The organism is Phocaeicola vulgatus ATCC 8482 (assembly GCF_000012825.1).
In the GTDB taxonomy this organism is placed as follows: Bacteria; Bacteroidota; Bacteroidia; order Bacteroidales; family Bacteroidaceae; genus Phocaeicola; species Phocaeicola vulgatus.
The window spans coordinates 4,002,094-4,027,045 of sequence record NC_009614.1 but is presented as its reverse complement, the minus strand read 5'-3'; the positions used below and the strand labels follow the sequence as shown (position 1 = coordinate 4,027,045).

The following is a 24,952-nucleotide window of genomic DNA, read 5'->3' as shown; positions in this document are numbered from 1 at the left end:
TGTGTTAAGATTAGAATACAACATTAAGTCCCAAAGCCAGCGATTTCTGCTGCGGATACTTGTATGGATCGTCCAGTTCTGGGTCAAATCCTTCCGGAGTATGCTTGAAAGTCAGCAGGTTCTCTCCGGTGAAATATACGCGGCATTTCTGTATTCCCCATTGTTTCGTCAGGGAAACAGGCAGGGTATATCCGAAAGACAATGATTTGAGACGCAGGTAGGATGCGTCAAGCAGATAGCGTGTCTGGTTTTGACCTAAAGCCTGGCTGCCATTGAAACGTGCCACCGGAAGCCAGCCCCCTGCATTGTCTTCACGCCAGTAATCGTTACCTACAGCTGTAGAAACCTGCCACATGCTTCCGTATTGCCATTTAAATGTATAGGGGAGCATCAGGTCACGTTTTCCGACACCCTGGAAGAATATTCCTAAATCAAAGCCCTTCCAGTCCGCCGAGATATTGAATCCGTAACGGTAACGCGCCTTGTTGTTACCGATAATCTTCATGTCACCCGGCTTGTCAACCGTATTCTCTCCATAATCCACGACACCGTTGCCGTCAATATCCATAAATCTGATATCACCGGGCACTTTGCTGATTCCGCCGTCCAGTTTGGACTGGTCAGGAGCCGAAGCTATCTCATCGGCAGACTGGAACAGGCTGGATTCATATCCCCAGATGTCACCGACTATCTGTCCTTCATAATATGGAGAAGACAATGACTTGGTCGGATTGTCATATTTAGTGATTTCCGCCCGGGTGTCAGAAAGATTGAATCCCACACTGTAATGCAATCCGTTGTCCAGCTGGTCATTCCAGGTTAATGCCAGTTCCCAACCGCGTGTTACCATATCGGCGGCATTCTCCAAGGGCTCACTCATACCTAGGATATTAGGCAATATTCTACCCGGTCCCAACATATCGGTCGTTTTACGCTGGTAATAGTCGAATGTACCCTTCAAACGGTTCTGCAGGATGACAAAGTCAAGCCCCAAGTCCCACTGGGTAACCTTTTCCCAGGTAACGGTATTGCTTACAAGACCACCGGGCAATACATATTGGGGCTGTTTTCCCCCCATGATATATCCCAAGGTACCTGTTCCATAATTGGACAGATAAGCGTACCACCCATTATCCAAAGCCTGGTTTGCCAGACTACCGTAAGAGGCTCTTATCTTCAATTCATCAAAAAATCCGTTAGTGGCTTGTTTGAACCAGCTTTCTTCCGATAATTTCCAGCCCAAAGAGAAGGAAGGACTAAATACGGAACGGTCATCTTTCGGGAATTTGGACGACAAGTCATAACGGCCGTTCACCTCCAACAGATAACGGTCCGCAAAACTGTAGTTTACACGGAAGAAACCGCTTCTTGTGGCCCAGCTGTCATCCGAGTTGCCCACATATTTCTCTCCGGTAGCGGCGTCCATTGAGGGAAGGTCATTGGAGATAAGCTCATCCCGGCTTGCCGAGAAGCCACGGGTATGCTTGGTTTCCTGATTGTAACCGGCCATTACTTTAAAATAATGTTTGCCCAAAGTTAGTTCATAGTCACCGAACAGGTTGAAAGCGTTGTATGTGTCATTGGCCTGGCTTTCTGACACGCCGCTTGGCCTGGAGTGTTGGAAAACCTGTAAGAATTTGCCATCTATACCGTATTCGTTGAATGTTTTTCTGTGTACCTTGCCATGTTCCGCATAATAGTTGAATGTATAGTCCATGTTGATTGTCAGTCCTTTCAATGGGGTAAGTTTCAAGGCAAGGGTGTTCCAGAAGTCATTCTTCGTGGTCTTACGTGAACCCATCTCATCCAAAACTGCGGCAAAGTTGGTGTAATTACCTTGACCTGACCAGTTACCATCAGGATGTTTTACAGGCATGAGAGGTTGTGTGTCGTTACCGATCCATGACTCTCCGTGCACGGCATCCTGGGCAAGTCCGTCCAGTTCGGTACGGATATAGCTTGTCTTCATGGATACGTTCATCCAGTTGTTGATGTCATAATTGATATTGTTCACCATATTGAACTTACGGAAGCCCTCATCCCCGTAACGCATCAGTGATCCCTGGTCCATATAACCCACCGAGGTATAATAAGTGGCCTTGTCGCTACCACCGTTAATATTTACATTATATTTTTGGACAGGGTAAGTTTTCTTATACATCTCTTTCATCCAATCCGTATTTCCGCAATAGGCATATTTGCCGGCCTGACAGTTTCCGTACTGCCAGCTGCTGGGGTCCTTTGCCACAAAGACTGGAAGGTTATTGACCGGATCATAGAAATAAGCCTCTATATGCTCCATTTCCTCCTGACTGAGCAGGTCACGGCCGCTGGTCGTATTGTTTGCGGCGTTCATCCAGTGCGCATATTCCATGGAATTCATATATTCCGGACGGGTTATCGGGCTGTTGAATGAGACAGATGCATCGAATGACACTTGTGTAGGCATATTCTTGCGACCGCTCTTGGTTGTGATAAGGATAACACCATAAGCGGCACGGGCTCCATAGATAGAGGCAGAAGCTGCATCCTTCAATACAGATACGCTTGCCACATCTTGCGGATTGATCAGGTTCGGGTCCATCTGTACTCCGTCAACCAAAACCAGCGGGCTACCACCGTTGATGGACGTTTCACCGCGGACATTGAAGCTTGAGCCTTTTCCTGGCTGTCCGCTGGTGGTGATGTTCAAGTTAGGGATTGTTCCTTGCAAACCTTGTCCTAGATTGACGATGGGACGGTCTGCCAGCACTTTGTCATCGACGGCAGAAACCGCACCGGTCAGATTGGCTTTCTTGACAGTCGCATAACCTACAACAACAACCTCGTCCAAGGTCTTGCTGTCTTCTTTCAGTGCTATTTTCAAGGGCTTGCCCTCCCATATGATTTCAGAGTTCATATAACCCACATATGAAACGACAATGACATCACCCTTCTTTACGTTTGGAATACTGAAATCTCCGTCCAGTCCCGTTATTGTTCCGTTCGTTGTCCCTTTGACAACAACAGACGCACCGATGACGGTTTCACCGTTCTGATCCACAACCACTCCCGTACAAGCATTGTCCTGTTATACAGAATGCATTTCTACAGCCGCTGCATGAGGGGCGGCCTGAACATATCCGGTAGAAAAGCCGGATAAAAGTAACATAGCGCTTACTAACTTTAGTCGCTCTTTTTTCATAGCTTTAATATTTGAAGATGTGTTTTATGAAAATTTATCTGTGATTTCTATTTCGGTTTTAAGCAGTTTTTCTAATTATGATTTTTTCAATTAACAAGTTAATAAATTCGCTCTTTTTTAAAGGTTATTTTATTTTTCAACGCAAATATATAAATTAAAATACAATCCAATATTTATAATTTTTTTGATGAAAAAATACCGTTTACGTAAACGGTGAAAGAAGTTCCGATATCTGTAACTTCAAAATAAAATTTATCTGGTAGTATAACCATGGTTGTATTTGATAGTAATTGTATAGAGGAGCTTGTAATGCCGTTCTTTTTACTGATATACATCCTCGGAGCTTAGGTTTAGGGATTAAAATTACTGTATTACGAAGCATACCAAGATGTCTGACTGGCTGTGTAATATGGATTCTACGTGAACGAAGATCAAGGATATTATTCCATAATACGTATATTAAAACAGATCTCGTAATTGGGGCATTATTAGATTACAAATCTGTGATGTAATTAAATCAACGTCCTCACCTTTCGTTCTTAATTTTACTAACCCTTTATAAAAAACAAAAAAAGGAAGCATTTAACTAATTGATTCTTTAACATTTCATTTTTTATTGTTATTTTTAAGGCAGATAATCTAATTAAGAACTCATGGGAACATTAGGATGTATCAACGACATGCTGCAACGCGATAAAGAAAATCGAGAGTTGCGCAAACGGAATCGGGAGAGGCTAACAGACACCTACCACCGGTTATTGGATACAGGAAAAAAGACTGACCTCTCTCAGATGACGGTGGAAAAAATGGAAGATATCCGCCAGAAAACTTTGGAAAAAGAAGAGCTGGATAAGGTTGCCTATTTTAAGACAATGCTTTATTTAGCTTTAGGAATGGTATTGATTCTTCTCTTGGTATGGTTGCTTGTGGGGTGTAGCGGTAAACCGTCCAGCAACAATCAGCCTGCGGTAAAGAGTGATTCAGCTTCGATTACACAAGGCGCTCAAACAATCTCCGTTCATACCCAAGACACGATCTGCCATCTTCCTGTAGCTACTCAGAGTGTAAAGGATTCTGTGTTTACAGAGCAAGAACTGCAAAAGATACAGAATGAACTGCGAAAACGATATGCGCGTTCAGAAATAGAGGGCACTCGATTAGACGGCAATATATCTGGATCGGGCATAAAAGGTAATCATCTTGTTGTAAATTTATGTCTAAACTCTCCGGAAGCCAGAGCCGTTTTCCGTAAGAAGGTCATGGACTCACCCGCTATCCGTTTTGAAGGACCCATAGAACCAACACCCAACAATCAACGATACACTTCCGACACTTTGGGCATCCATTTATATCCTGAATTCTCTGCATACCCATACACGGCTCATACCGCCACTTTTGTACTATTCAATCAGAGCGACCACGAGATAGGGTGTGGAGACCCATACCGGATTACTTATGAAAACCAACATGGAGTCTGGCGAACTCTTCCCATAAATACAAACTTCCACTGCGTTGGCTATATCATCAAACCTGGAAAACAATTTCTGTTTAAAGCTCACTTAAACCCGAATGTCCTGCCCAACCGACCGGGCAGATACAGGTTCTTCTATGAGGTGGAATTAACCGATAAAAAACAGAAAATTATGCTCATGACCGAATTCCGGCTGGCAGACATCAAAGAAGCTGTTCGTGATTCTTCCGATGTAATCAGCGTGAATATGTAAATTATCCCAAAAAAGTTGATATAAAGCTTCTTACGAATTGTAGATACTAATTGAAAAGTGCGCCAATATTCCAGTTGAAAATTGCGCCACCATAGGATAAGTATAATGACCTTTGTATAATCCAAATGCAAAGGTAAAATGAAGACTATGGTAGAAAGACAATCAATAATACACATGTATAGAGTATGCGGTTATAGCAAACGGCGTATCTCTCGTGAACTTCATGTCAGCCGTCATACCGTTGACAATATTCTTTCAAAGTACGAATCAGCCATCCGCACGGACAATCCAGAAGAGGCTTTGAGTGATTTGCTTACCATCCAGCCCAGGTATGACAGTTCCAGACGCCGTCCTCGCCGGCTCACACAAGAGATTAAGGATAAGATAGGATTTTGCCTGAAGAAGAATGCCGTTAAGATAGCTACCGGACTTCGCAAACAGCGCATGTTGAAAAAGGATATCCACCAGTTTCTGTTATCTCAAGGATACACCATCAGTTACGCCACAGTATGCAGTTATATAAAAAATATAGAGTCATACAAAGAGAAGAAAAAGAGCGAAGCCTTTATCCGGTTGTTCTATGAGCCTGGATGCATTGCCGAGTTTGACTGGGGTGAAGTTCTTCTTTTTATTGACGGCGTCAAAACCAAGTTTTATCTGGCCGTATTCACTTTCGGGCATAGCAATGGCAGATACGCCTATCTTTTCAGGCATCAGAATACGCTTGCCTTCATGGAATCCCACCGTAACTTTTTCAGGGATATACATGGTGTCCCCGCCATGATGGTCTATGACAATATGCGTGTAGCCGTCAAGAGCTTTGTCGGTGGTGATAAGAAACCTACAGAAGCTTTGATGAAGATGTCCGGTTTCTATTGTTTTGAGTACCGTTTCTGTAATGTACGGGCCGGATGGGAGAAAGGACATGTGGAGCGCAGCGTGGAATATGTCAGAAGGAAAGCTTTCTGCCTGACAGACCATTTTGGTGATATACATTCTGCCCAGGAGCATTTAAACCGGGTATGTATGCAGGTCAACAACGAGCAAGGCAGTCTTTCAACAGCGGAGAAAACATCACGTCTGGAAGCTGACCTGTCATCGCTGAAGCCTTTTCCCGGTAATCTGGGCTGTTTTGAGGTCTATGAGTACATTGTGGATAAATGGTCAACTATCAGCATGAAAAATGTTCATTATTCCGTACCTGATTCTCTTGTGGGAGAAAAAGTACATGTCAAGGTTTATAGTGAAAAAATCGTCATCCTGTACGGGAAGGAGAAAGTGGCCTCTCATCAACGCAGTTATTGCGGTGGAGACTGGTGCATCAAGCTGGAGCACTATTTGCGTACACTTTCCCGTAAACCGGGGGCATTGCCCCACTCTGTGGTTTGGCAAAGAGCACCGGAAGAACTGAGAAGGCTGTATGACATCCATTTCAAGGAGGACAACAGGACGTTTGTTCTGTTGCTGGACTATGCCCGAAAAAATGGATTTTCCGGAACGGACATTGTCACGGCATGCAAGGAGCTGACCGGACGTGGTGTCAGAAAGATATCTCCGGACCAGGTAAAGGCCATGCTGCATGGTAGCGTACAGGGAGAGACAGAAGAAACCATGGAACCGCCTGTTCTCCCGGCACAACAGGAGAATATAGAAAGAGAAGCTGTGGATATGCTTGAAGGCATCACGGCGCTCATGACAGGATACAATGAAGTGCATGATATAATACCAACCATTTAAGTTTATAATATATGAAATCAGAAAAAGAAACCATTTATGACTATGCTGCAGAACTGAAGCTTCTGGCCTTTAAAGAGGAACTGGAATGCACCCTTTCATTGGCAGCTGAAGAAAACTGGAACCATCTGCAGTTCTTGACGGAATTGCTTGGAAAGGAAAGCGCCAGGAGAAGGGAGTGTAGAAGAAGATCAAGGATAAGATCTGCGGGATTTCCACAAATGAAGTATCTGCATGAGCTTGTTATGGAAGACATGCCCAAAGAGGCACAGGTAATATTACCTGAATTGGAGACACTGGACTTCATCAGACAGGGAAGAAACCTGGTCCTGTATGGAAATCCGGGAACGGGAAAGACGCATATTGCTACGGCTTTAGGAATAAAGGCCTGCCAACAGGACTTTACCGTATTGTTTACTTCAGTGCCGGTCCTGCTTACCCAGATAAGGGAGGCTAAATCAGCAAAGACACTGAGGACGCTACAATTAAGGTTTGAAAAATACGATCTGGTCATCTGTGATGAGTTCGGATATGTCAGTTGTGACAAGGAAGGAGGAGAACTGCTTTTTAACCACCTGTCGTTAAGAGCCGGAAAAAAGGCTACAATCATTACTACTAATTTGGCTTTTAACAGATGGAATGAAATCATAAAGGACAAGGTGCTTGTGGCGGCAATGGTTGACAGGCTTACACATAAAGCTTATCTGGTTAATATGACCGGACTGTCTTATAGGCTTAAGGAAACACAAAAAATGAGACAAGATAAATGAATATTTTAAACTTATAGTAATTTTGTAACAAGTTATGGATGGAGCTCTTTTCAATTAGAATACAGCGCACTTTTCAATTAGTATCTACAATCCATATCCATCAAGTCAGTCATATTAATACCTCCGAGATAAAATGAAAGAGAGAACAAATCTCTGGCTACTGACAGATAATTACTGTCAACCTCAGCATTAAGTATCTTGGACAAAGACTCCAGCCTGATACTGACATCGCGTACAGGAGATTGCGGAATAGAATAATCTACAAAAGGATGTACATTATATGAAACCTTTCTCTTTTTTATCGCCCTGTTTATGATTGTCCGCGTATTTCTCATTACTATCCCCAATGTCGCCCGGCTCCAATTCTTTTTTTCAAGATACGCTGCATATTGCTCTATAAGTTCCGGGGTAATATCGACAAGTCGTACATCCCCACGCAGGAACTTCAAGAAATGAGCCTCACTTTCCCTCATCATATTAGCATAGTTGGTTTTACTGTTTTTAAACAGTTCCTCAATATATGCATCACACACAGACTTAAATGATTCCCCCTGTGTATCCACAGATTCCCTTAAGATGAAATCCTTCAACTGTGTACATGAATAGATACCTGGATTATCTATCTTGTCCAATCTTTCCTGATACTTATTGAGAAGATTACGCAATTTTGTATTTATCATTGCGGCATCCGGGCGTTTTACCACCTGTCCGTTCTTGAACTGGGAGAGATTATCTATGATAAACCGAGTGATAATGTAGCAAGTTTCCTGCTTATGGCAAACGGCCACTCTAATTTTATGTCTGCCATCTTTTAAAACTTTTGCTTTGAAAATTGTTAGTTTGAGAGTTGCCATACTGATTAAAATTAAAGGATAAGTTTTGGATAAGTTTTTGTGTCCATTGATGGGCAAAAATTCCTTTTTTTTAATCAATAAAATGAAGATTTTTATAATAAAAAAGGCTTTGAAAACAGCATCAAACCACTGATTATCAAAGCCTTTTTCTTTTGTCGGGGTAGCGGGATTCGAACCCACGACCCCCTGCTCCCAAAGCAGGTGCGCTAACCTTATTAATATCATCATTAAATAACTGGCATTAAATTGATTAGCTTATATCTACTTTTCGCTTAAATGAAGCGGTTTAACTCTTGGTTTAACTTGGAGGAAAAACAAGAAGTGTTTGACAATAATTTAATAATCTCTTTTGCAGAATAAACCTGCATTGCAAAAATAGCAATTATAAAATGAAGTTTCAAATATCCATATAGTTATTCAAAGTAAGCATAGTACTTTTTTGAATTGGGGTCTATAAAACTAACTTTCACTAAAAAAGGTACTATTATTAATTGAAACACATTATAGCTGTTATATACTGCTTATTCATGAAAATGCATAAATAAAGGCGGCAAAGATAATCAATGCCGCCTTTTATATCTTAATATCAAATTGGAATCATTTATTAATATTGCTACTATTCTTCCACGACTATATTAGTAAATTTGTTCCAACCATCGGCATGACGATATGCTGCATAGCTTCCTTTGGATATATGTAACACACAATTATCAAGAAGAACATCTCTAAACGCATCGTCATAAATGTCTCGATAACTGGGAGGAGTTGGAGCATAAATATAAATATCTTTTAATTGCTCACAACCACTAAAACAGCCATCATTCATAAATTTTAAACTTGCAGGTAAAATTACTTTTTCCAATTTCGTACAACCCATAAAAAGATTGTCAGATAATTCAGTAAATCCATTAGGCAATTCCACCTGCTGTATTCCTGTATCTGAGAATGCGTTGTGTTCTATTGTTACAAGACTTTTCGGTAAATCTATTTGAGATAGATTGGAGCATTGGGTAAACGCATTATTGCCAATAAAAGCCACATTTTTCATAGTGATAGATGATAAATTTTGGCACATTAAAAATGTAGCTTCTTCTATGCGTGTCACTTTAAAGGGAATGTTAATTGATTTTATAGCTGTTTGTGCGAACGCAAACATTCCTATTTTCTCTAATGTACTTGGCAAAGAAACGATTTGTAATCTTGTACATCCGTCAAAAACTTCCCAACCGATTTCTTTACAATTTTTGGGCAGTATGATTGATATTAATTTGGAGTCGAAATCACTTAGTGAGCTTTCTGAAAGAGTCCATGAAAAAGCTTTATTCATTAAACTTTTTACATCGGTATCAGCTAAATCCAAGTAAGACAGATTTCCTCGTTTACTTGTCATGTCATTCAAAACTATAAAATCATCATCATTTAAGCTACCAGTTAAAGTCAATTCATTTATTTGAAATAATTGCTCACTATTTATCAGATTTTCTAAAGTTCCAGCTACATCAAGGTGTATGGTTTTCTTAATCCAATTAGATTTTGGGGTCTGAATAATCTGAATAGTGTCTTGTTTCAAGATAGCAGGACTATCAATTATGATATGCCCTTTTCTTATTTCATTAGAATAGTTTTCTTCTATGTCAAAGTATAATCTATTCCCATTTGACCTAACATATTTTATCCAATAATATTCAGCCGGAACAATAGGAGTATAATAAACATTTGCATCTATGTCGATATGGACGGATGTCGTTTCGCCTACTATCTCATATAGTTTATTATGAATATGTACATAACCTCCACTCTCTTGAATGATTTTTATCGTTTCGCTAATATTACTTGCTTTATTTGAGATTATTATCTCGCAATTTCTCTGATTTGGAGTGTCATTTTTATCAGTTTTCAAATAAATAATATGCTGTTCCAATCCCTTTGTTATTGGTTTATCAATCACTTTTATCCAACTGCAATCAGTGGGCAGTGATATGTCATAGTTTATATTTGAACTTAATTCTATTCCAACAGTTTCTCCATTGGCAGATATTTTATATTCTTTCTTTCCTATAATAATAGCATCTTTCTGTACCTGCATTATTTTCAAAGTGTCTTTCACTGCACTGTTCTTATCGTAAAAGATAATCTCTGCTTCTCTGCTGTCATAAGTTTCATTTGGAGCAATGGTATAATAAAGGGTATGGCTTGACATTCCACGAGTCTTTGCTGCGGACTGCACCCAATCCACATCGGGCATTTTGACATCAAATGCAAAATTGCTTTTTAAATCAACAGCAATCGTTTCTCCTTTGTCACTCACTGAATACTCGCTTTTAGTGAGCAACAGAACACCTTCTCCGCTTTGGTACACATGGACTGTTTCAGAAAATTCACCACTTTTGATTATAATTTCTCCGGTTCGTTTATCATATTCTTCGCTTGGTGCAATATCAAACGAAAGATTATTACTGGTTAATCCACGTGTTTTAGCTGATTGGCTAATCCAATTTTTGGATGTTTCCGATATAATTACTTCATACTGGATATTGGCTTTTACTTCCACATTGATTTTACCGCCATTTTTACCTACTTCAAATTTATTTGCTGTAAGGGTTAAAGCGTTTTGTTGCTTTTGGTTGATGATAACAGTTCTGCTTGTGCCACCTGCTGCTATGGTAAGAGACACATTCCTATCATCATAGCCTTTGTTTGCTGCCACTCTGATTTGAATGTTGTTATCTCCTGCTTTTCCATTTAAAGGAGTAACCGTACACCAATTCTCACCATTAGCGGTATTGGCAAGGCTTACAGTCCAATCTCTGTTAGTTGAAAAAGACAATGTTTCTTCCCCACCATTAGCTTCAAAATCGAAAGAAGTATCACTAATTGTAATTTCATCTATAACTGGTTCCAATGGCTTTGTGTCTAATTCATCATCGCCACAAGAACCCAATCCTGCGCATACAGCAATCAATAATAAAGCTGTCAATAATCTAAATATTTTCATATCAAGTTAGCTATTAAATTAGGAATTATGAATATTGTTTTCTTTAATCCGTTTTATGATTCTGTTTTTAATCGGGTCAAGGATAAAAAAGCTAATAATAACGAACAAGAGTACTCCTAAAAAGGCAAGAACCATAATAAGACTTATTCTGTCTTTCCAACCATTGTTATTAAACTCGTCAGAAAACAAATAGCATGGAATTAGAATGATAGGAATTAGAAACATCTGTATCCATGCAATAGAAAGAACTGTTTGATAAAGCTTACTTTCTCTTAGAGCTTCTTCTATTAAAGCCTCTTCCGCTTCTTGTTTTCTCTGTTGTTCTTGTCGCTCACGTGCAACAATTTTATCATAGGCACGTTGTGCTAATAGTTGTTTTTCCTTTTCAAGTTCAAGTTGTTTTTTGGTGATAAAGTACTTCTCAATATCTGATAAACTTTTGGGAGCGAATGTATCTCTTTGCAATTCATCAATCATAAAAGAATATTGATTTGTTCCGTCCAACTGCAAAGCAAAAATTATATCATCAACAAACGCAGGATGCAACATATACGAAGCACTCTTTGTGCTGATTAAAATAGATTGGTTTACTGGAATATATTTCCATGTAGCATTAGTTACTTCTCCACTTACAGAGATTATCAGACTACCGTCATGCTGAAATAAATATATCTCTTTGCAACCGGAGTCATTGAAAACAGACCATGATTTAGAGCAAAGAATGGCTTCTACATCTAAACTCTCGCTAAATTTCTTATATCTATTAAGAATATCCAGTAAGTAGGTTTTCATATTTGCACCTTTATGCTCACCTGCTCCCTACAATGAGCCATAAATAAAAAAAGATGTGGGAACACTATTTGCTTTATCTCGCTAACTGGCTTCTCGCATTGCCTTTGGTACGGATAAAACAATAGCAACCCACACCAATTTTGACAATATCTAAAAGCCTTATAAATATAAGGTAGGTATATATCAAATGGTGGGGTGCTACTGCTATCATCTTCGTACCGTTTCAAATTTTGCGAGAATTTGTTAGCGGAAGATAATTTCAATAACACCTTTCGTTAAATATGTCCTTCCAACTCCCTAACGCATTAGTTCATTGGAATTGGTACAAAGATAGCGAAAGGTTTTAAATCACTAAGCATGAAGTGAGGATTAATAGTAAATTCTATGCTCTCAAACATGAATTATTTTAAATCAATAGTATTCAAGGGAATATAAATCAAAGTTTTTATCTGTTGTGTTAAAAAGCGGCTTGTTTTTTTGTTATGAACATTTGTTCATTATATTTGCAGTCAAAAACAATAAATATTCAATGTCACCACGTCCCAAAAATATCCGTAAAGTCAATAATATGCCTCCTGTTGCAGGTTTTAAACCGATAGCCTCAAACATTTGTCGCAAAGATGCTATATTCTTGCATTTCGAGGAGTATGAAGCGATACGGTTATGTGATTATGAAATGAAAACTCAACAAGAGGCTTCTGTTTCAATGGGGGTATCACGTCCTACTCTTAGCCGAATATATACCAGTGCAAGGCAGAAAATTGCCCAAGCATTGGTGCGTGGTGTTGCTATAATGATAGAAGGTGGAGTAGCGTACACTGATAGTGAATGGTTCCATTGCGGAGTATGCGGTTTTGTATTCAATAATATCAAACCTGCACTTAAAATCCGTAAAATGGAATGTCCAGTGTGCCACTCCAACGACATAAGCATTAGTAATATTAACATTAATAAGAATGAGATTATGATGAAAATTGCAATTCCAACCAGAGAAAATGCAGTTGACAACCATTTCGGTCACTGTGAGTATTACACAATCTTGACAGTAGGGCAAGACAATCAGATTCTAAGCAGCGAGACTATTCCTTCTCCACAAGGATGCGGATGTAAATCCAATATCGCAGGAGAATTAGAAAACATGGGAGTCAGCGTCATGTTGGCAGGGAATATGGGGCAAGGTGCTTTAAATGTACTTACAACCCACCATATCAAAGTTATAAGGGGGTGTTCGGGTAATATTTTGGATATTGCCACTGACTACTTAAACGGGAAGCTTACAGATTCGGGAGTGGGCTGCTCATCCCATGAACACCACCATGAATGCCATGGACACAATCATAAAGAATGATGTTTAGGAAGAACAAAATGCTACTTAACATTGTCATAGACTTTGTTATGCTGACAGCAATGGCATTGGTGAGTATAAGTGGCTTCATATTGGAAATAGTCATTCCTTCTCGTCATGCTGTCAAATTTCAAGGTGCTACCCCATGGAGTTCACAATTGTTGGGCTTGGGAAGGCATGATTGGGGCGAAATTCATTTGTGGGCAGGAATTGTGTTGGTCATTCTGCTTGCTATTCATATTTTATTACACATAAACATGGTATCGGCTTTTATTAAGAAGAAATACCCGAACCATATACTACGAGTATTACTTTATATTTTATTTTTAATGCTATTGATAATGACAATAGTGCCTTGGTTTTATTTATGCTATTAATAACGGCAAGTCAATCTATCACTTTATATATTAGAGATAGGTTGGCTTGTCTATTTATAAAAACTGCCATTATTTCTCCGGCTGTTTTTTTAGGTAGGACAAATTTAAATTGGGGCATATAAGATTGACCTTGCTCTAAATTTGTCCTGCCTTTCAAAGTGACTTCACGACATCAACCTTGCTCTGACAAGTAATCTCTTAACTTGTGTAATCTGAAACTTGCATCCCTTAGATGTAACAAAGCCTTGCTCATTCAACAGACAAGTCATTTCGGATAATGATTTGCCTTGCATTGATAGTGACCGTAACAGTGCTATCGCTCTCATGTTATTTGAATTGTTATCCGCTTTAGCCTTGTTGGTAACGATACTATGCTGAACGGCTTGTTCAAATTTATTCATCAAGTTCTCCGATTTACCAAGCTGCATACCCCTTGCTTTTTTGGCTTGAAGTGATTGTTTGGTTCTCTGACTAATCAGCCCTGCTTCATATTCGGCTATGCTACTGATGATATGCAGAATTAATCTGTTGGCTTGTGGAAAGTCACAGAACACAATCTCAACATCACTCTCCAACAGCTTTGAAGTAAATGCAACATTTCTTGACAGTCTATCCAATTTAGCGACAATCAGAATAGAGTTCGTTTTCCTGCACATTGCCAAAGCTGCAAGAAGTTGAGGTCTGTTAGATTTCTTCCCACTCTCCGTTTCAATATATTCAGCAAGTATGGGTTTATTCTTTACATGGTTGTGTATAATCTCCCGTTGTGCTTCTACACCAAGACCCGATATTTGCTGTTTCATGGTGGATTGCCTTAAATATGCTATGTATGTCTTCATAATTCACAATTATTAGTAGTTGGTTACAAGTGCTGAATGTTCGTTCAGCTTATGTAAGTAAGGACACCCAACTTAAAAATTGAATGTCCTTTTCAAGATGATACGCTATAACTGTCCTTCATCAGCAAAGCTGTAATATCCTGCATCTGTTAATATGAGGTGGTCTATTACTGTAATTCTCATAAGTTGGGCTGCATTCTTGACCTGCTTAGTAATTTCCATATCCTGCCTGCTTGGTTTCAAATTACCACTTGGGTGATTATGAGCAAGGATAAGAGCTACTGAATTGGTAAGCAATGCAGCTTGTAGAATTACTCTTACATCAACGGTTGTGTCTGTTATTCCTCCCTCTGATATAAGAGTATATCCTAAAACTTGGCTGGATTGGTTTAGGAACAAGACTTTGAAATATTCCTTGTAACAAATTGTACCCTCCTTGTAGGTAGGAAGCAAGTATTTATAAGCGTCCTCCGAGCTATATATTTTATTCCGGCTTTTTGATGTGGATTTGTAAGTGAGTTCCACTTCTCCAACAGTATAATCTATGTCTAATATTTTACTATTCATTCTATCAACATTAATGTGGTGGTGGAAGAAAAATTGGACAGTTAAAATGGTCTGTCGCCATATTCATAAACAAGAATTGAATTGCATACTCTATCATAGAATGAGAATCCACAGCAAGTATGGAAGTAGCTTTCATAAACTGCTGCATATTCACCATGCAGCCTACTGTTCCTATCCAAAAATGAATCAAACTTGTGCAGCCAATATTTAAGTGCTTGCAAGCGTTTGATATATTGCAAATTGTTTTCACAGTAGCATAGTCTTTCTTGTAAAGAGATGATATGATTGATAGCATTTTCAATTTTAGATTTATCCATGATTGTAATATTTGATGATTAATAAAATGAAGAAAGGACAACTAACTGAATAGCTGCCCTTTCCTCTGTCAATCAACAATCCACTCAGCCCAAGAACCAAGCGTATTTGTTATCAAGTCCTTGCAGGACGTTGTTAATTCCTACACTGACTTCCGTAGCGTTTACTGCTCGTTGCAGATAAGTATCAATGTAGCTTCCCTTGTTAGCCTGCGTCAAAAGATTGTGGAAATCGAACATTGATATGGCGTTGTCCTTTGCTCCGAACACTTCGTTGTGATAGTAGTCGCGACAAACAGAATTAATCTGACTGTCCGTAATTAGAAGTTTTGGAATAGCTTTCTGCCTTGCAGGTGACAATGCTTGAAACATTCTCATCCGTCCGACAATCTGTGCAAATTGTGTCTCGGACAATGAAGTGTTGGTAAGTGACTGCATCAAGTGGATTTCTTTTGCAGGATTGAAGCTGTGGAACAATTCAAGCACGTTTCTGTAAAGTTCGCTGATATTGGTCACTTCCATATTGAACTTGACACCTTCTCCCGTTAAAATTTGATTGCTACAAATTCTAACTCTCCAACCCACAAAAACAGAAAACTTCTCCAAACCTTTGGATGCACGATAAAGGTTGAGGTCTGAATAGTTCCTTACCCCACCGATGCACAGTTCAAGCCTTTGCCCTCTTATCGTTTCGATAATGGTTGGAATGGTAAAGGCAAATGCAAGACGTTGGTAGAATTGTGTCTTCTCACACTCCAGCAGTTCCGATGCTTTCTTTCCCAAACTTTGGGGAGTTCTACCACGTACAATGTGTGAAACTCTGATGTCCGGCTCGTTCACTCTTTCACCTGCATAGAATGAGCAAGCCGCATCATGCACACATGAAATAAAGTCTTGATGTGCGATAGTCAATTCTTGGTTAGCCCAAGTTGGAACAACGCATTTGTTTGTAAGCTCGTCCATAGTGATTGCATCGGTGTTGGCTTCCAAAAAGTTCACGCTCGGCTGTACGGTTGGTTCGTCTTGGATAATGGCAGCTTCTTCCGCATACTCGCCTAAGTTAAATCTCGATTGGTTCTGTGCCATGATAGGCATAATTTGTAATGCTTCCATAATAAATTTGAATTAAATGATTATTGATTGAATGGATTTAATAAGAACAAACCCTAAACACAAGTGAATTTCTTCGCTTGCATCTAAGGCTCGTTCTATGTCTTTCCCTAAATATTCTTTTAAAAGAAATTCGGAGCATTAGTAAATTATTGCTCGGCTACGGGAATAGAATTGTGAACATATACGCTGCTGACAAAAGACATTCTTTTTCATGGATGATGTGAGGTAATAGTATCATCGTGAAGTAAAGAATGCTTTTTTCTTCCATAGCCATGAGGGGGTATAAAAAGGTAGTGTACCTCCGTTTTTATCATCCGGCACAGCATGGGGGAATGAATTACGACATGGTGACGTGTTCAAATAAAAAAAGAGTCCTCACTTTCATTAGCGAAGACTCTTCGTTTATAAATAATTTGATAAAGCTAAATATTAATGATAGAGTACCTTTTTAAAACAGACCCTATAAAACTAACTTTCATCAAAAAAAGTACTATCCTATATTAATGGTTCTAATATTCTGATAGCTTTTTGATTTCCGATTTTACACTCTTGAATTTTGAAGAAATCTTTTATAGTCATGGCTGTAATCGCATTTTTAGGTGCAGTCTTAACCAATGCGTATAAACGCTTTAATTCTTTTTTGATATATTCACGAGTGTATTTCTCGCCAATCTTAAAGGAATTTTTAAGGAGTTGAACAAACTCTACTCCGCTTGTTTTTTCTCTATAGTTTTTCATAATCATGGCTTCTTTGATTTTTTTGAATGAATAATTGTTTACTTCAATAACTTCTTTGCCCACCGTATCGTAAGCATCAATAATAAAAGCATCAACTTGCCTAATGTCACTGATAAACGATTGCGCTAATGGGGAATTTCTGTCATCCTTCAATGATTCCAGTATTTCAATGATACGCTTTCGGTTTTCTTTGATAGAACTGCTCTTATCCATCAGTCTCAACCTTTCCTTATCGCCAAATTTGTAAAAAAGAGGTGATGTCTGTTCCGGTAAAAACAAACTGCTTTCCTTGTATCGGTTCACCACTGAATCAATATTGTTGTAGGCAGACTTAACCAATGCTTCATCAATAAAATTGTCAATCGCGAAATAGTTGGTCTTACCGTTTTTCAGCATCCGGTTATATGGCAGTATATCCAATGCAGCCTTATAAGCATCTCGGCTTTCTGAAGATGTTGCACATTCATAAAGATTTTTAATAGTCTTGTAAGCATCCCTGCAACCTTTGAGATATTCCTTGATGCCTGCTTTGGTGCGTATCGGATAGTTCTCATTGGCATTGACAACATGAATAGCCAAAGAAGTACCATTTCTGAATCGTCCTATTGCTTGTACCGCATCAGTACATGGGTCAATGATAGTGTATTCTGCAAAATACGGTTCAGTGACAAATACTATATCGGGCCGTTCTTCCAATTCAATATCCACAGCCGTATAAAATCTACAAGTAAACCACATATAAGGCATTTTATGCTTACTGTTCCAGTGTTCATAAGCGCGTTTGAATCCTTTCTTCTTCAACTTCTCAACACTTTTTTCTGCACAGAACACAGCGGACTCATTTTCAATTCCCAATTTACTCATCAACTGGTGTATCATATCAACACTGTTGGCAAAGAAACAAATACTGCGTGGTTGCTCTTGTTGTGCTTTTATCTGTGGTAGAATTTCTTTCAATGCTTCCAAAACATTGTTGGTCTGCACAATGCTGATAGGACGTTTATAATCAAAGGTCGGCTGTATTTCTACTATTTTGAAACTTTGACTTTCAAAACGTGGGTCACTCGGTAATATGGGAGTGGCTGAAACAAATGCCTTTTCTCTGAATCTGAAAAAATCATCCATAGGAAGAATTATATCAGCTCTGTAATCGATATCTTTTATCAGCTTGTCGCATTCATCGGATAGGAAGAAGCATATATTATATATGTCAAGTTCCAGTTCCTCGAAAGCCCGTTTGATTTTAGCAAATCCTTCGGGAGTGCTTATCAACTTGATAAACTTTCCTGCGGCTAATGTCTTTTCAATATAGTCAATGACTTCTTCTGTTGTCACCCCTTGCTTGACACCGAACAGATTGTCATTCTTATGCTTCGGGTCTTTGCACTTGCCAATGATAGGCGGAACATTGGGAACGATAATAACAGAATGTCGCTTAGCCTTTATTTCGGAGTAGGTTGCACCCAATCCGGTTAATGTCTTACAAAGGATAGTGTTTGTTTCTATCTGTGGCAGGACTTCTGTCAAGTACTGGATTTTACCAGCTATTTTATATATAGGTATATATTCCTTTTTCATTTATGTGGATTTAAAAAGGAGAGAGGAAATTTGCATTTCCTCTGCTCCGTTTAGATTTAACGAGTTAACCCTTTCTCTTGCAAGTACGAAACAATATCCTCGTCTCGGTTTATAAAGAAGAAGATGTTACCGAACTTGAAGTTGGCTACTGCTGTTAGTTGCCCTCTACGGTCTCTGAACTCGGGTGTAAACTGAATGTTTACAGCCTTACTTTCCACAAACAGTTTGAGCATATTCTTTCGATACTCGTTACCGTTAGTTTGGTCTGACTTCTGAACTTCGGACGGTTCTACTCCAAAATCCTCACTCTTGCCAGTAGAAAGGTATGTCATAAGCCAGTTTGCGGATTTATCGTTCAACTGATACGCGAAGCGTTTCACGCATGTGCTTTCGACCTTTATCACTTCGTAGCCGTCCTCGTCAATGTCGAAGAAGATGTTCAATCTGTCAAAACGTGACATCATGGACTTCAATTCTTCATGCGCAGCCGCATTATTATATGGTTCGCGGTTGCCAATGCCGGAAACCTTTTCAAAACTGAATTGAATCATTCTTTATCCTCCTTGTCGTCATGTTTAGGGTCAATCAGCCAACCGATTCTACGGATAGTTGCATCTTGAAAATCTTCATCTGCTTTACTCAAAAAGAAATGTTCTCCTCGCTGCCACACTTTGAACACACTACAATTTAGGCGTTGCTGAATTTCCGAGAGTGTAGCATCTACTCTATCCGCATTAAAATCCTCGACTGTTGCAAGAAAAACATCTTCCGGATTAGTTTTGCAAGTCAAATCAACTAACATCATGAACTGCCATTTCCCATAGGCTAAGTCATTGAAAAAATCTAGTTTATCGTCTGTTGTTCCATTAAGCACTCTTTGGGTTAAAGCCTTTTTTTCTTGTTCATTTAAAAAGACGGATAACCATTCTGGCACCAGTGCTAATCTAGATTGTAGTTCTGCAACTCTTGTACCCTCATTTCCGTACATCGTTTCAATGTCACGAAGCGTGATTTCTTTTTTTTGTTTTTTCATCGTTTTATTTTTTTTAATTAAAAGATGAAGCGTATGGACACAAAAAAAGCCACTAATTTCATTTTCTGAATTTGTAATGCAACATACCCTGCTTCGACCAATAATAGCCGAACACATAAATTATGTGCTTTACAATTTTAACTTCAGAGCAATCCTTTTGATTGCCTTATGAAATTAACAGCGTTCTTTTCGTCCATGCATACCATACGAGGGAATCATGAAGAACAAGATGCTTGTAATAAAGAAGATAAATCTTCTGTTGTGATATGGTTGAAATAGAGTTTTACAACTCCGTACGCAAGTTTAAATCTTTCAAATCAACCCACTTAATTAGTGACACGTAATTGCGTCTTTTAGCTCCAACAACTCTTTGTTGTTCGATGCAAAGGTACAGCTATTTTTTAATTCACAAAATGGATTTCAAAACATTTTTGTCCCACATATGCACATATAACATTCATTGATAACCTTTTAACGGAAACAAAGAGTTCCACCTTATTATATATAGGGCAGAACTCTTTTTAAGTTACAGCAAATTCTTCATTGCTTCATCTACTTGCTCGTTGTCAAAGCTATCCAAGTATATTTGAGTAGTCGCCAAGTCTGAATGTCCCAATGCTTCACTTATCAATGCAATATTTACTCCCGATTTTTTAAGGACACTTGCGAATGAATGGCGAGCCACATAGGTTGTTATATTAGCTTCAATTCCCAATCGCTTACCAAGTGTCTTTAGAATGTCATTTACCTTGCCACGTATTTTATGAATCCTATTCTGCTTCTGCAAAGCTGTTTTATGGACTTTTACGTTCAATATCGGGAATAGATAACCATTACTCTCATCGGTGTATTTTTTAATAATTTGCATAGCTTCTTGGGGTATTCCAATCTTGATTAGCTTACCAGTTTTCTGACGGATATAGTGTAACCTACCATTAACGATATTCTCTTGTGTTAAATTAGCTATATCAGTAAAGTTTATACCGCCACACAGATAGCTGAATATAAAAATGTCTTTACTTAACTCCACATATTTTTTCTGTCCTATCGGTTGGGAAGTTTCTGTAAACTTCAACATATCCGTTTTAGCTATGGCTCTCTTTTGAGTAGAAGTGTCGAATTTACTGATTTTATATTCTTGAAAAGGATAATCTGACAAATGGGCACATCTTTCTTTTATTGCTTTATTATATGTGCTTCGTAAGGTACGGAACATTAAACTGATTGTTGTTTCTTTGTTGCCATTACTCCGAAGCCATTTTTCATATTTTTCGAGCCATGCCACATTTATGGTGTTAAAGGGGATTTCCAATTTTCCATTAGTAAATCTTTTCAAAGAGTTATAGGAATTAAGGTAAACCAGCCTATTGCCACATTTGTTGTTAATCTCACATTGAGCAATTATTTCTTTATAAAAGCAATCTACGTTTTTAGCAACCTGTAGCTTTTCATTTGCTTCAATCAGAGTTGCAGCCGAGTATTCTTTTTGGTCGGACTTTATTTCAAGCATTTTCTTTTGAAGTTCCAGCTTCTTATCAAGAATAATCTTTTGAAGATACTCCAAGTTAGGACATTTAGGTTTCGGCTTATTTTTCTGAAAGTCCCAAAACTTGGGATTTACAGATATTCCCAAACTTTGGTATTTCTTCTTTCCGTCTTTACTGATACGAAGCATTAGAGGGTGTTCGCCATTAGATAGGGTCTTGGATTTGTAACAAACCACTGAAATTGTAGCATCCATGTTCATTTTTGGTTTAACTCTCGGTTTAACTCACTTGGTTAAACCAAAAGTAAACCGCCCCATTCGGAGAATAAAAAAAAGGAGCTACATTTTACCGTAACTCCTTGATTCTCATCTGTCGGGGTAGCGGGATTCGAACCCACGACCCCCTGCTCCCAAAGCAGGTGCGCTAACCGGACTGCGCTACACCCCGAATCTTTTTTTTATTTTTCAATCGCCTTATCTCTCAAAAGCGATGCAAAGGTACGGCTTTTTTTTATATATGCAAATATTTAAAGCGATTTTTTTCTACTTTTTTTTCGCATCATTACTTATCAAATTATAAATCAAAACATTAACCTTAAAACTTTTTTTATCCGCAACAAAGAAATTTCAGTGTAAAACAACTCCCCTTTCCGATTTCACTACTCGCCGAGATACTTCCACCATGTAAATTCATAATTTGTTTGCATAAACTGAGTCCTATACCACTACCTGTTGGCTTCGTTGTAAAAAAAGGAACAAAGATTTTATCCAATACTTCTGGAAGAATGCCACTACCATTATCACAGACAGAAAGGAAAAATAGATGTTTTTCTAAATCACAATGTGTGCTAATGATAACTTCGGGATAGATTTGCTCTACACAAGCCTCACCTGCATTCTTTAGTAAATTGATTAATACTTGTTCTATCTGTGAACGATCCAGCATCAGTGTCGTTTCTGGGTTTTCTACTTTATATATATATTGTATGTTTTTATTAGGAAACAGTTTTTTCATATCACTCAGTAAATCACCTATATTTACTGGAGCCAGTATCGGAGCAGACAGACGAGAAAGTTTACGATAGTTTTCCACAAAATTCAGCAACCCTTTACTTCTTCTATGAATAGTCTGCATCCCTTGCAACATGATATTGTAATCTCTCTCATTCATACCATTTTGTACAGCACGCTCACTTAATGTTTCACTTAATGAAATAATGGGCGCAATGGAGTTCATTATTTCATGAGTGAGTACACGAATCAGCTTCTGCCATGCTTCCATCTCATTTTCCTCCAATACAGCATGGATATTCTTTAAATTAACCAACCGGAGTTCCGTACCATGTTGAGCGGAATATTCAGATACCGTAACAGCCAATTCTTGTATAATATCTCCTTTATGTATTCGTACTGTTTTAATCTCTCCAGGCTGTAATGACAGGATAATAGTAGGAAAATCAGAATTTAACAGAGCCAATTCCCTGACAGAATGAATACGATAACCGCACAAATCCTGCATGGCTGCCCGGTTCATCCAATGTATATTGCACTGACTATCTACTACCAGCAAACTGCTGTCAACAGTATTCAATAATGTTTCATAATATTGATATCGCTCTTCATTCTCGGACAACCGAGTACGGAATTCAGCAACAACATTATTTATTTCTTGTGCCAATCGTTGTTCTGTACGAGTTTTGTGCTGGGTAGAAAAACTCAAAGAGAAATCTGCATAACGAATACCTTCTATCATTCGCGATATCATACGGGTCGTTTTATACTGCCACTGACAGATATAAATGATAATACCTGCCATAATCATCAGCGAAAAAAACAAGCAAAAATAGAGCGAATGTTGATAAAAGAGATATGCAGCTATAGCTACTACCCCCATTAATAACATACAAGCTATCATCCGTAAAGTTTGTAAACGACTCATAACCCTAATTTTTCAAGTTTCCGATAAAGAGCGTAACGGGTAATCCCCAAATATTCCGCTGCACGACTCAAGTTCCCTTCGCTGCGTTTCATAGCACGTTCTATGGCATTGCGTTCTAATTGTTCCAAGTTCAGTATCTCATCCGTATTCACCCTCTTCTCGGGTTGTGGCTGCAACATGAAATTTGCAGGCTTTAACAATGGCGAGTCCGAAAGAATAATTGCCCGTTCTATGGCATGCTGCAATTCGCGGACATTACCCGGCCAATGGTAACGCATGAGTTTCTGCTTGGCTTCGCGGCTCAGTCCGTTTATCTCTTTCTTATATTTATGAGTATACCGTTGTAAGAAATAATCAGCCAGTAAGAGAACATCCTCTCCCCTTTCCCGCAATGGAGGAATAGTAATCTCAATCGTATTGATACGATACAATAGGTCTTGACGGAAATTACCCTCCTCCACCAATTCTCGGATATTTACATTCGTTGCGCTTATCAACCGAACATCAATAGGAATTATATCCGTTGCTCCCAAACGTGAAATCTGCCGTTTTTCTATGGCTGTTAGTAATTTGGCCTGCATAGGTAATGACAAATTCCCTATTTCATCCAAAAAAAGCGTTCCTCCTGATGCCACCTCCATACGTCCCGCCTTTGCTTTGCGGGCATCTGTAAAAGCCCCTTTTTCATAGCCGAACAATTCACTTTCGAATAATGATTCAGGTATGCTCCCCAAGTCAATCGTTATAAAAGGACATTCACGACGAGGAGAAAAATAACGTAGAGAACGGGCCACCAAATCTTTACCGGTTCCATTTTCACCCAATATCAAAATATTAGCATCAGTATCCGATAATTTCCGAATAGTATCAAAAACCTCTCGCATAGGCACTGAGTGACCTATCATTTGAGGCATCTCTTCATCCTGCGCGCTCAATGCTACAACTTGTTCTTTCAGTTGCCTGACCTCTTTACGAGAATCACGAAGTTTGATAGCCGATGAAAGCGTAGCAAGTAGTTTTTCTTTTTCCCAAGGTTTGGGAATAAAGTCAATAGCTCCAGCCTTAATGGCCCGTACTGCTTTATCTGTATCCGCATAAGCAGTCATAAACAAGACAATAGCCTGCGGATCTAACTTTAATATCTGCTCTAGACAATCGAATCCTTCCTGCCCGCTGATAGCATCCCGACGAAAATTCATATCAAGCAGAATAACATCAGGTTGAAAAGTAGTCATGAAATGCTCAATACGAGTCGGTTGAGTAGTAACTTTTATTTTTTCCACGTAGGGATCCAATAAAAGGTTTAGTGCAAAAAGCACGTCCTCATTATCATCTATAATCAATATTTTTCCTTTTGCATTCATTATTTTATCCTCAATATATCTTGTTATACGAATAAAAGATTTTCTATCCGCTTTTTTGCAAAGATATTGTTTTTTTTAATGTGTTGTCTGTGCGGATACGCACTATTTTTGTGCGTATCCGCACAGAAACATCATTATCTTTTATCCCACAAAAAACTGGTAAACAAAGAGATAAGATAATGGCACGCTATTTGATTAGTCTACAA

At 38.8% G+C, this 24,952-nt stretch carries 19 protein-coding genes, 1 tRNA gene and 1 pseudogene; 6 read left to right on the top strand and 15 right to left on the bottom strand.

Going from position 1 to position 24,952, the window contains the following annotated elements:
- Positions 1-10: 10 nt before the first annotated feature.
- Complete coding sequence (locus tag BVU_RS16110; protein ID WP_241510161.1) at positions 11-3,049, bottom strand: SusC/RagA family TonB-linked outer membrane protein; 3,039 nt, start codon at positions 3,047-3,049, stop codon at positions 11-13.
- 788 nt (positions 3,050-3,837) lie between these two features.
- Here BVU_RS16110 and BVU_RS23050 point away from each other — a divergent pair.
- From BVU_RS23050 to istB, 4 genes and pseudogenes are all read left to right on the top strand, one after another.
- Positions 3,838-4,107, top strand: a pseudogene (locus BVU_RS23050) (hypothetical protein); the annotation flags it as partial.
- Between the two features lie 336 nt (positions 4,108-4,443).
- Positions 4,444-4,908: an immunoglobulin-like domain-containing protein gene (locus BVU_RS23045; protein ID WP_309582934.1), complete on the top strand. Its 465-nt coding sequence runs from the start codon at positions 4,444-4,446 to the stop codon at positions 4,906-4,908.
- A 138-nt stretch (positions 4,909-5,046) separates the two neighbouring features.
- A complete protein-coding gene (istA, locus tag BVU_RS16100) occupies positions 5,047-6,645 on the top strand; it encodes an IS21 family transposase (RefSeq protein ID WP_012055590.1) in 1,599 nt (532 codons plus the stop codon).
- Between the two features lie 11 nt (positions 6,646-6,656).
- Positions 6,657-7,412 carry an IS21-like element helper ATPase IstB gene (gene istB, locus BVU_RS16095; RefSeq protein WP_004288784.1) on the top strand — a complete coding sequence of 252 codons (756 nt, stop codon included), beginning with the start codon at positions 6,657-6,659 and terminating at the stop codon, positions 7,410-7,412.
- A gap of 77 nt (positions 7,413-7,489) precedes the next feature.
- Here the strand turns inward: istB and BVU_RS16090 are convergent, their stop codons facing one another.
- The 3 genes from BVU_RS16090 to BVU_RS16080 all read right to left on the bottom strand — a co-directional run bounded on the left by BVU_RS16090 (position 7,490) and on the right by BVU_RS16080 (position 12,053).
- Positions 7,490-8,266, bottom strand: coding sequence for a phage integrase SAM-like domain and Arm DNA-binding domain-containing protein (locus BVU_RS16090; RefSeq protein WP_229035913.1), 777 nt, complete (start codon positions 8,264-8,266; stop codon positions 7,490-7,492).
- Positions 8,267-8,882: 616 nt separating this feature from the next.
- Complete coding sequence (locus tag BVU_RS21070; protein WP_012055588.1) at positions 8,883-11,261, bottom strand: leucine-rich repeat protein; 2,379 nt, start codon at positions 11,259-11,261, stop codon at positions 8,883-8,885.
- 18 nt (positions 11,262-11,279) lie between these two features.
- Complete coding sequence (locus BVU_RS16080; protein WP_012055587.1) at positions 11,280-12,053, bottom strand: hypothetical protein; 774 nt, start codon at positions 12,051-12,053, stop codon at positions 11,280-11,282.
- 529 nt (positions 12,054-12,582) lie between these two features.
- Between BVU_RS16080 and BVU_RS16075 the strand changes: the two genes are divergently transcribed.
- Both BVU_RS16075 and BVU_RS16070 read left to right on the top strand, forming a co-directional pair.
- Positions 12,583-13,401 (top strand): DUF134 domain-containing protein, encoded by an 819-nt coding sequence (locus BVU_RS16075; RefSeq protein WP_012055585.1) that lies wholly within the window; start codon positions 12,583-12,585, stop codon positions 13,399-13,401.
- Positions 13,401-13,775, top strand: coding sequence for a DUF4405 domain-containing protein (locus tag BVU_RS16070; protein ID WP_012055584.1), 375 nt, complete (start codon positions 13,401-13,403; stop codon positions 13,773-13,775). The genes BVU_RS16075 and BVU_RS16070 overlap by 1 nt, the downstream gene beginning before the upstream one ends.
- 164 nt (positions 13,776-13,939) lie before the next feature.
- On the opposite strand, the gene BVU_RS16065 is transcribed toward BVU_RS16070, so the two are convergent.
- The 11 genes from BVU_RS16065 to BVU_RS16015 all read right to left on the bottom strand — a co-directional run bounded on the left by BVU_RS16065 (position 13,940) and on the right by BVU_RS16015 (position 24,746).
- Positions 13,940-14,614 (bottom strand): recombinase family protein, encoded by a 675-nt coding sequence (locus BVU_RS16065; RefSeq protein WP_012055583.1) that lies wholly within the window; start codon positions 14,612-14,614, stop codon positions 13,940-13,942.
- 105 nt (positions 14,615-14,719) lie between these two features.
- Positions 14,720-15,181: a JAB domain-containing protein gene (locus tag BVU_RS16060; protein WP_012055582.1), complete on the bottom strand. Its 462-nt coding sequence runs from the start codon at positions 15,179-15,181 to the stop codon at positions 14,720-14,722.
- A 41-nt stretch (positions 15,182-15,222) separates the two neighbouring features.
- Positions 15,223-15,498, bottom strand: coding sequence for a hypothetical protein (locus BVU_RS22865; RefSeq protein ID WP_032946272.1), 276 nt, complete (start codon positions 15,496-15,498; stop codon positions 15,223-15,225).
- Between the two features lie 84 nt (positions 15,499-15,582).
- Complete coding sequence (locus BVU_RS16050) at positions 15,583-16,608, bottom strand: DUF3871 family protein (protein WP_012055580.1); 1,026 nt, start codon at positions 16,606-16,608, stop codon at positions 15,583-15,585.
- 495 nt (positions 16,609-17,103) lie between these two features.
- Positions 17,104-18,924, bottom strand: coding sequence for a hypothetical protein (locus tag BVU_RS16045; RefSeq protein ID WP_012055579.1), 1,821 nt, complete (start codon positions 18,922-18,924; stop codon positions 17,104-17,106).
- 56 nt (positions 18,925-18,980) lie between these two features.
- A complete protein-coding gene (locus tag BVU_RS16040) occupies positions 18,981-19,475 on the bottom strand; it encodes a hypothetical protein (RefSeq protein WP_012055578.1) in 495 nt (164 codons plus the stop codon).
- The gene (locus BVU_RS16035) at positions 19,472-19,957 is read right to left on the bottom strand and encodes a hypothetical protein (RefSeq protein ID WP_012055577.1); all 486 of its coding nucleotides are present in this window, start codon (positions 19,955-19,957) and stop codon (positions 19,472-19,474) included. Before BVU_RS16035 ends, BVU_RS16040 begins: the two co-directional genes overlap by 4 nt.
- Positions 19,958-20,483: 526 nt before the next feature.
- On the bottom strand, positions 20,484-21,698 hold the full coding sequence (locus tag BVU_RS16030; protein WP_012055576.1) for a site-specific integrase: 1,215 nt from the start codon (positions 21,696-21,698) through the stop codon (positions 20,484-20,486).
- Positions 21,699-21,816: 118 nt separating this feature from the next.
- A tRNA-Pro gene (locus tag BVU_RS16025) sits at positions 21,817-21,891 on the bottom strand.
- 159 nt (positions 21,892-22,050) lie between these two features.
- Complete coding sequence (locus BVU_RS16020; protein WP_012055575.1) at positions 22,051-23,382, bottom strand: sensor histidine kinase; 1,332 nt, start codon at positions 23,380-23,382, stop codon at positions 22,051-22,053.
- Positions 23,379-24,746 carry a sigma-54-dependent transcriptional regulator gene (locus BVU_RS16015; RefSeq protein ID WP_012055574.1) on the bottom strand — a complete coding sequence of 456 codons (1,368 nt, stop codon included), beginning with the start codon at positions 24,744-24,746 and terminating at the stop codon, positions 23,379-23,381. The genes BVU_RS16020 and BVU_RS16015 overlap by 4 nt, the downstream gene beginning before the upstream one ends.
- Between the last annotated feature and the right edge of the window lie 206 nt (positions 24,747-24,952).

What these genes read in the sequence shown, in the direction of transcription:
- BVU_RS16080 (WP_012055587.1), bottom strand. Translation starts at nt 12,053, where the DNA reads ATGAAAACCTACTTACTGGATATTCTTAATAGATATAAGAAATTTAGC.
- BVU_RS16050 (WP_012055580.1), bottom strand. Translation starts at nt 16,608, where the DNA reads ATGGAAGCATTACAAATTATGCCTATCATGGCACAGAACCAATCGAGA.
- BVU_RS16090 (WP_229035913.1), bottom strand. Translation starts at nt 8,266, where the DNA reads ATGGCAACTCTCAAACTAACAATTTTCAAAGCAAAAGTTTTAAAAGAT.
- BVU_RS16065 (WP_012055583.1), bottom strand. Translation starts at nt 14,614, where the DNA reads ATGAAGACATACATAGCATATTTAAGGCAATCCACCATGAAACAGCAA.
- BVU_RS23045 (WP_309582934.1), top strand. Translation starts at nt 4,444, where the DNA reads ATGGACTCACCCGCTATCCGTTTTGAAGGACCCATAGAACCAACACCC.
- BVU_RS16075 (WP_012055585.1), top strand. Translation starts at nt 12,583, where the DNA reads ATGTCACCACGTCCCAAAAATATCCGTAAAGTCAATAATATGCCTCCT.
- istA (WP_012055590.1), top strand. Translation starts at nt 5,047, where the DNA reads ATGAAGACTATGGTAGAAAGACAATCAATAATACACATGTATAGAGTA.
- BVU_RS16060 (WP_012055582.1), bottom strand. Translation starts at nt 15,181, where the DNA reads ATGAATAGTAAAATATTAGACATAGATTATACTGTTGGAGAAGTGGAA.
- BVU_RS16070 (WP_012055584.1), top strand. Translation starts at nt 13,401, where the DNA reads ATGTTTAGGAAGAACAAAATGCTACTTAACATTGTCATAGACTTTGTT.
- BVU_RS16045 (WP_012055579.1), bottom strand. Translation starts at nt 18,924, where the DNA reads ATGAAAAAGGAATATATACCTATATATAAAATAGCTGGTAAAATCCAG.
- BVU_RS16015 (WP_012055574.1), bottom strand. Translation starts at nt 24,746, where the DNA reads ATGAATGCAAAAGGAAAAATATTGATTATAGATGATAATGAGGACGTG.
- BVU_RS16035 (WP_012055577.1), bottom strand. Translation starts at nt 19,957, where the DNA reads ATGAAAAAACAAAAAAAAGAAATCACGCTTCGTGACATTGAAACGATG.
- BVU_RS16040 (WP_012055578.1), bottom strand. Translation starts at nt 19,475, where the DNA reads ATGATTCAATTCAGTTTTGAAAAGGTTTCCGGCATTGGCAACCGCGAA.
- BVU_RS16030 (WP_012055576.1), bottom strand. Translation starts at nt 21,698, where the DNA reads ATGGATGCTACAATTTCAGTGGTTTGTTACAAATCCAAGACCCTATCT.
- BVU_RS16020 (WP_012055575.1), bottom strand. Translation starts at nt 23,382, where the DNA reads ATGAGTCGTTTACAAACTTTACGGATGATAGCTTGTATGTTATTAATG.
- BVU_RS21070 (WP_012055588.1), bottom strand. Translation starts at nt 11,261, where the DNA reads ATGAAAATATTTAGATTATTGACAGCTTTATTATTGATTGCTGTATGC.
- istB (WP_004288784.1), top strand. Translation starts at nt 6,657, where the DNA reads ATGAAATCAGAAAAAGAAACCATTTATGACTATGCTGCAGAACTGAAG.
- BVU_RS22865 (WP_032946272.1), bottom strand. Translation starts at nt 15,498, where the DNA reads ATGGATAAATCTAAAATTGAAAATGCTATCAATCATATCATCTCTTTA.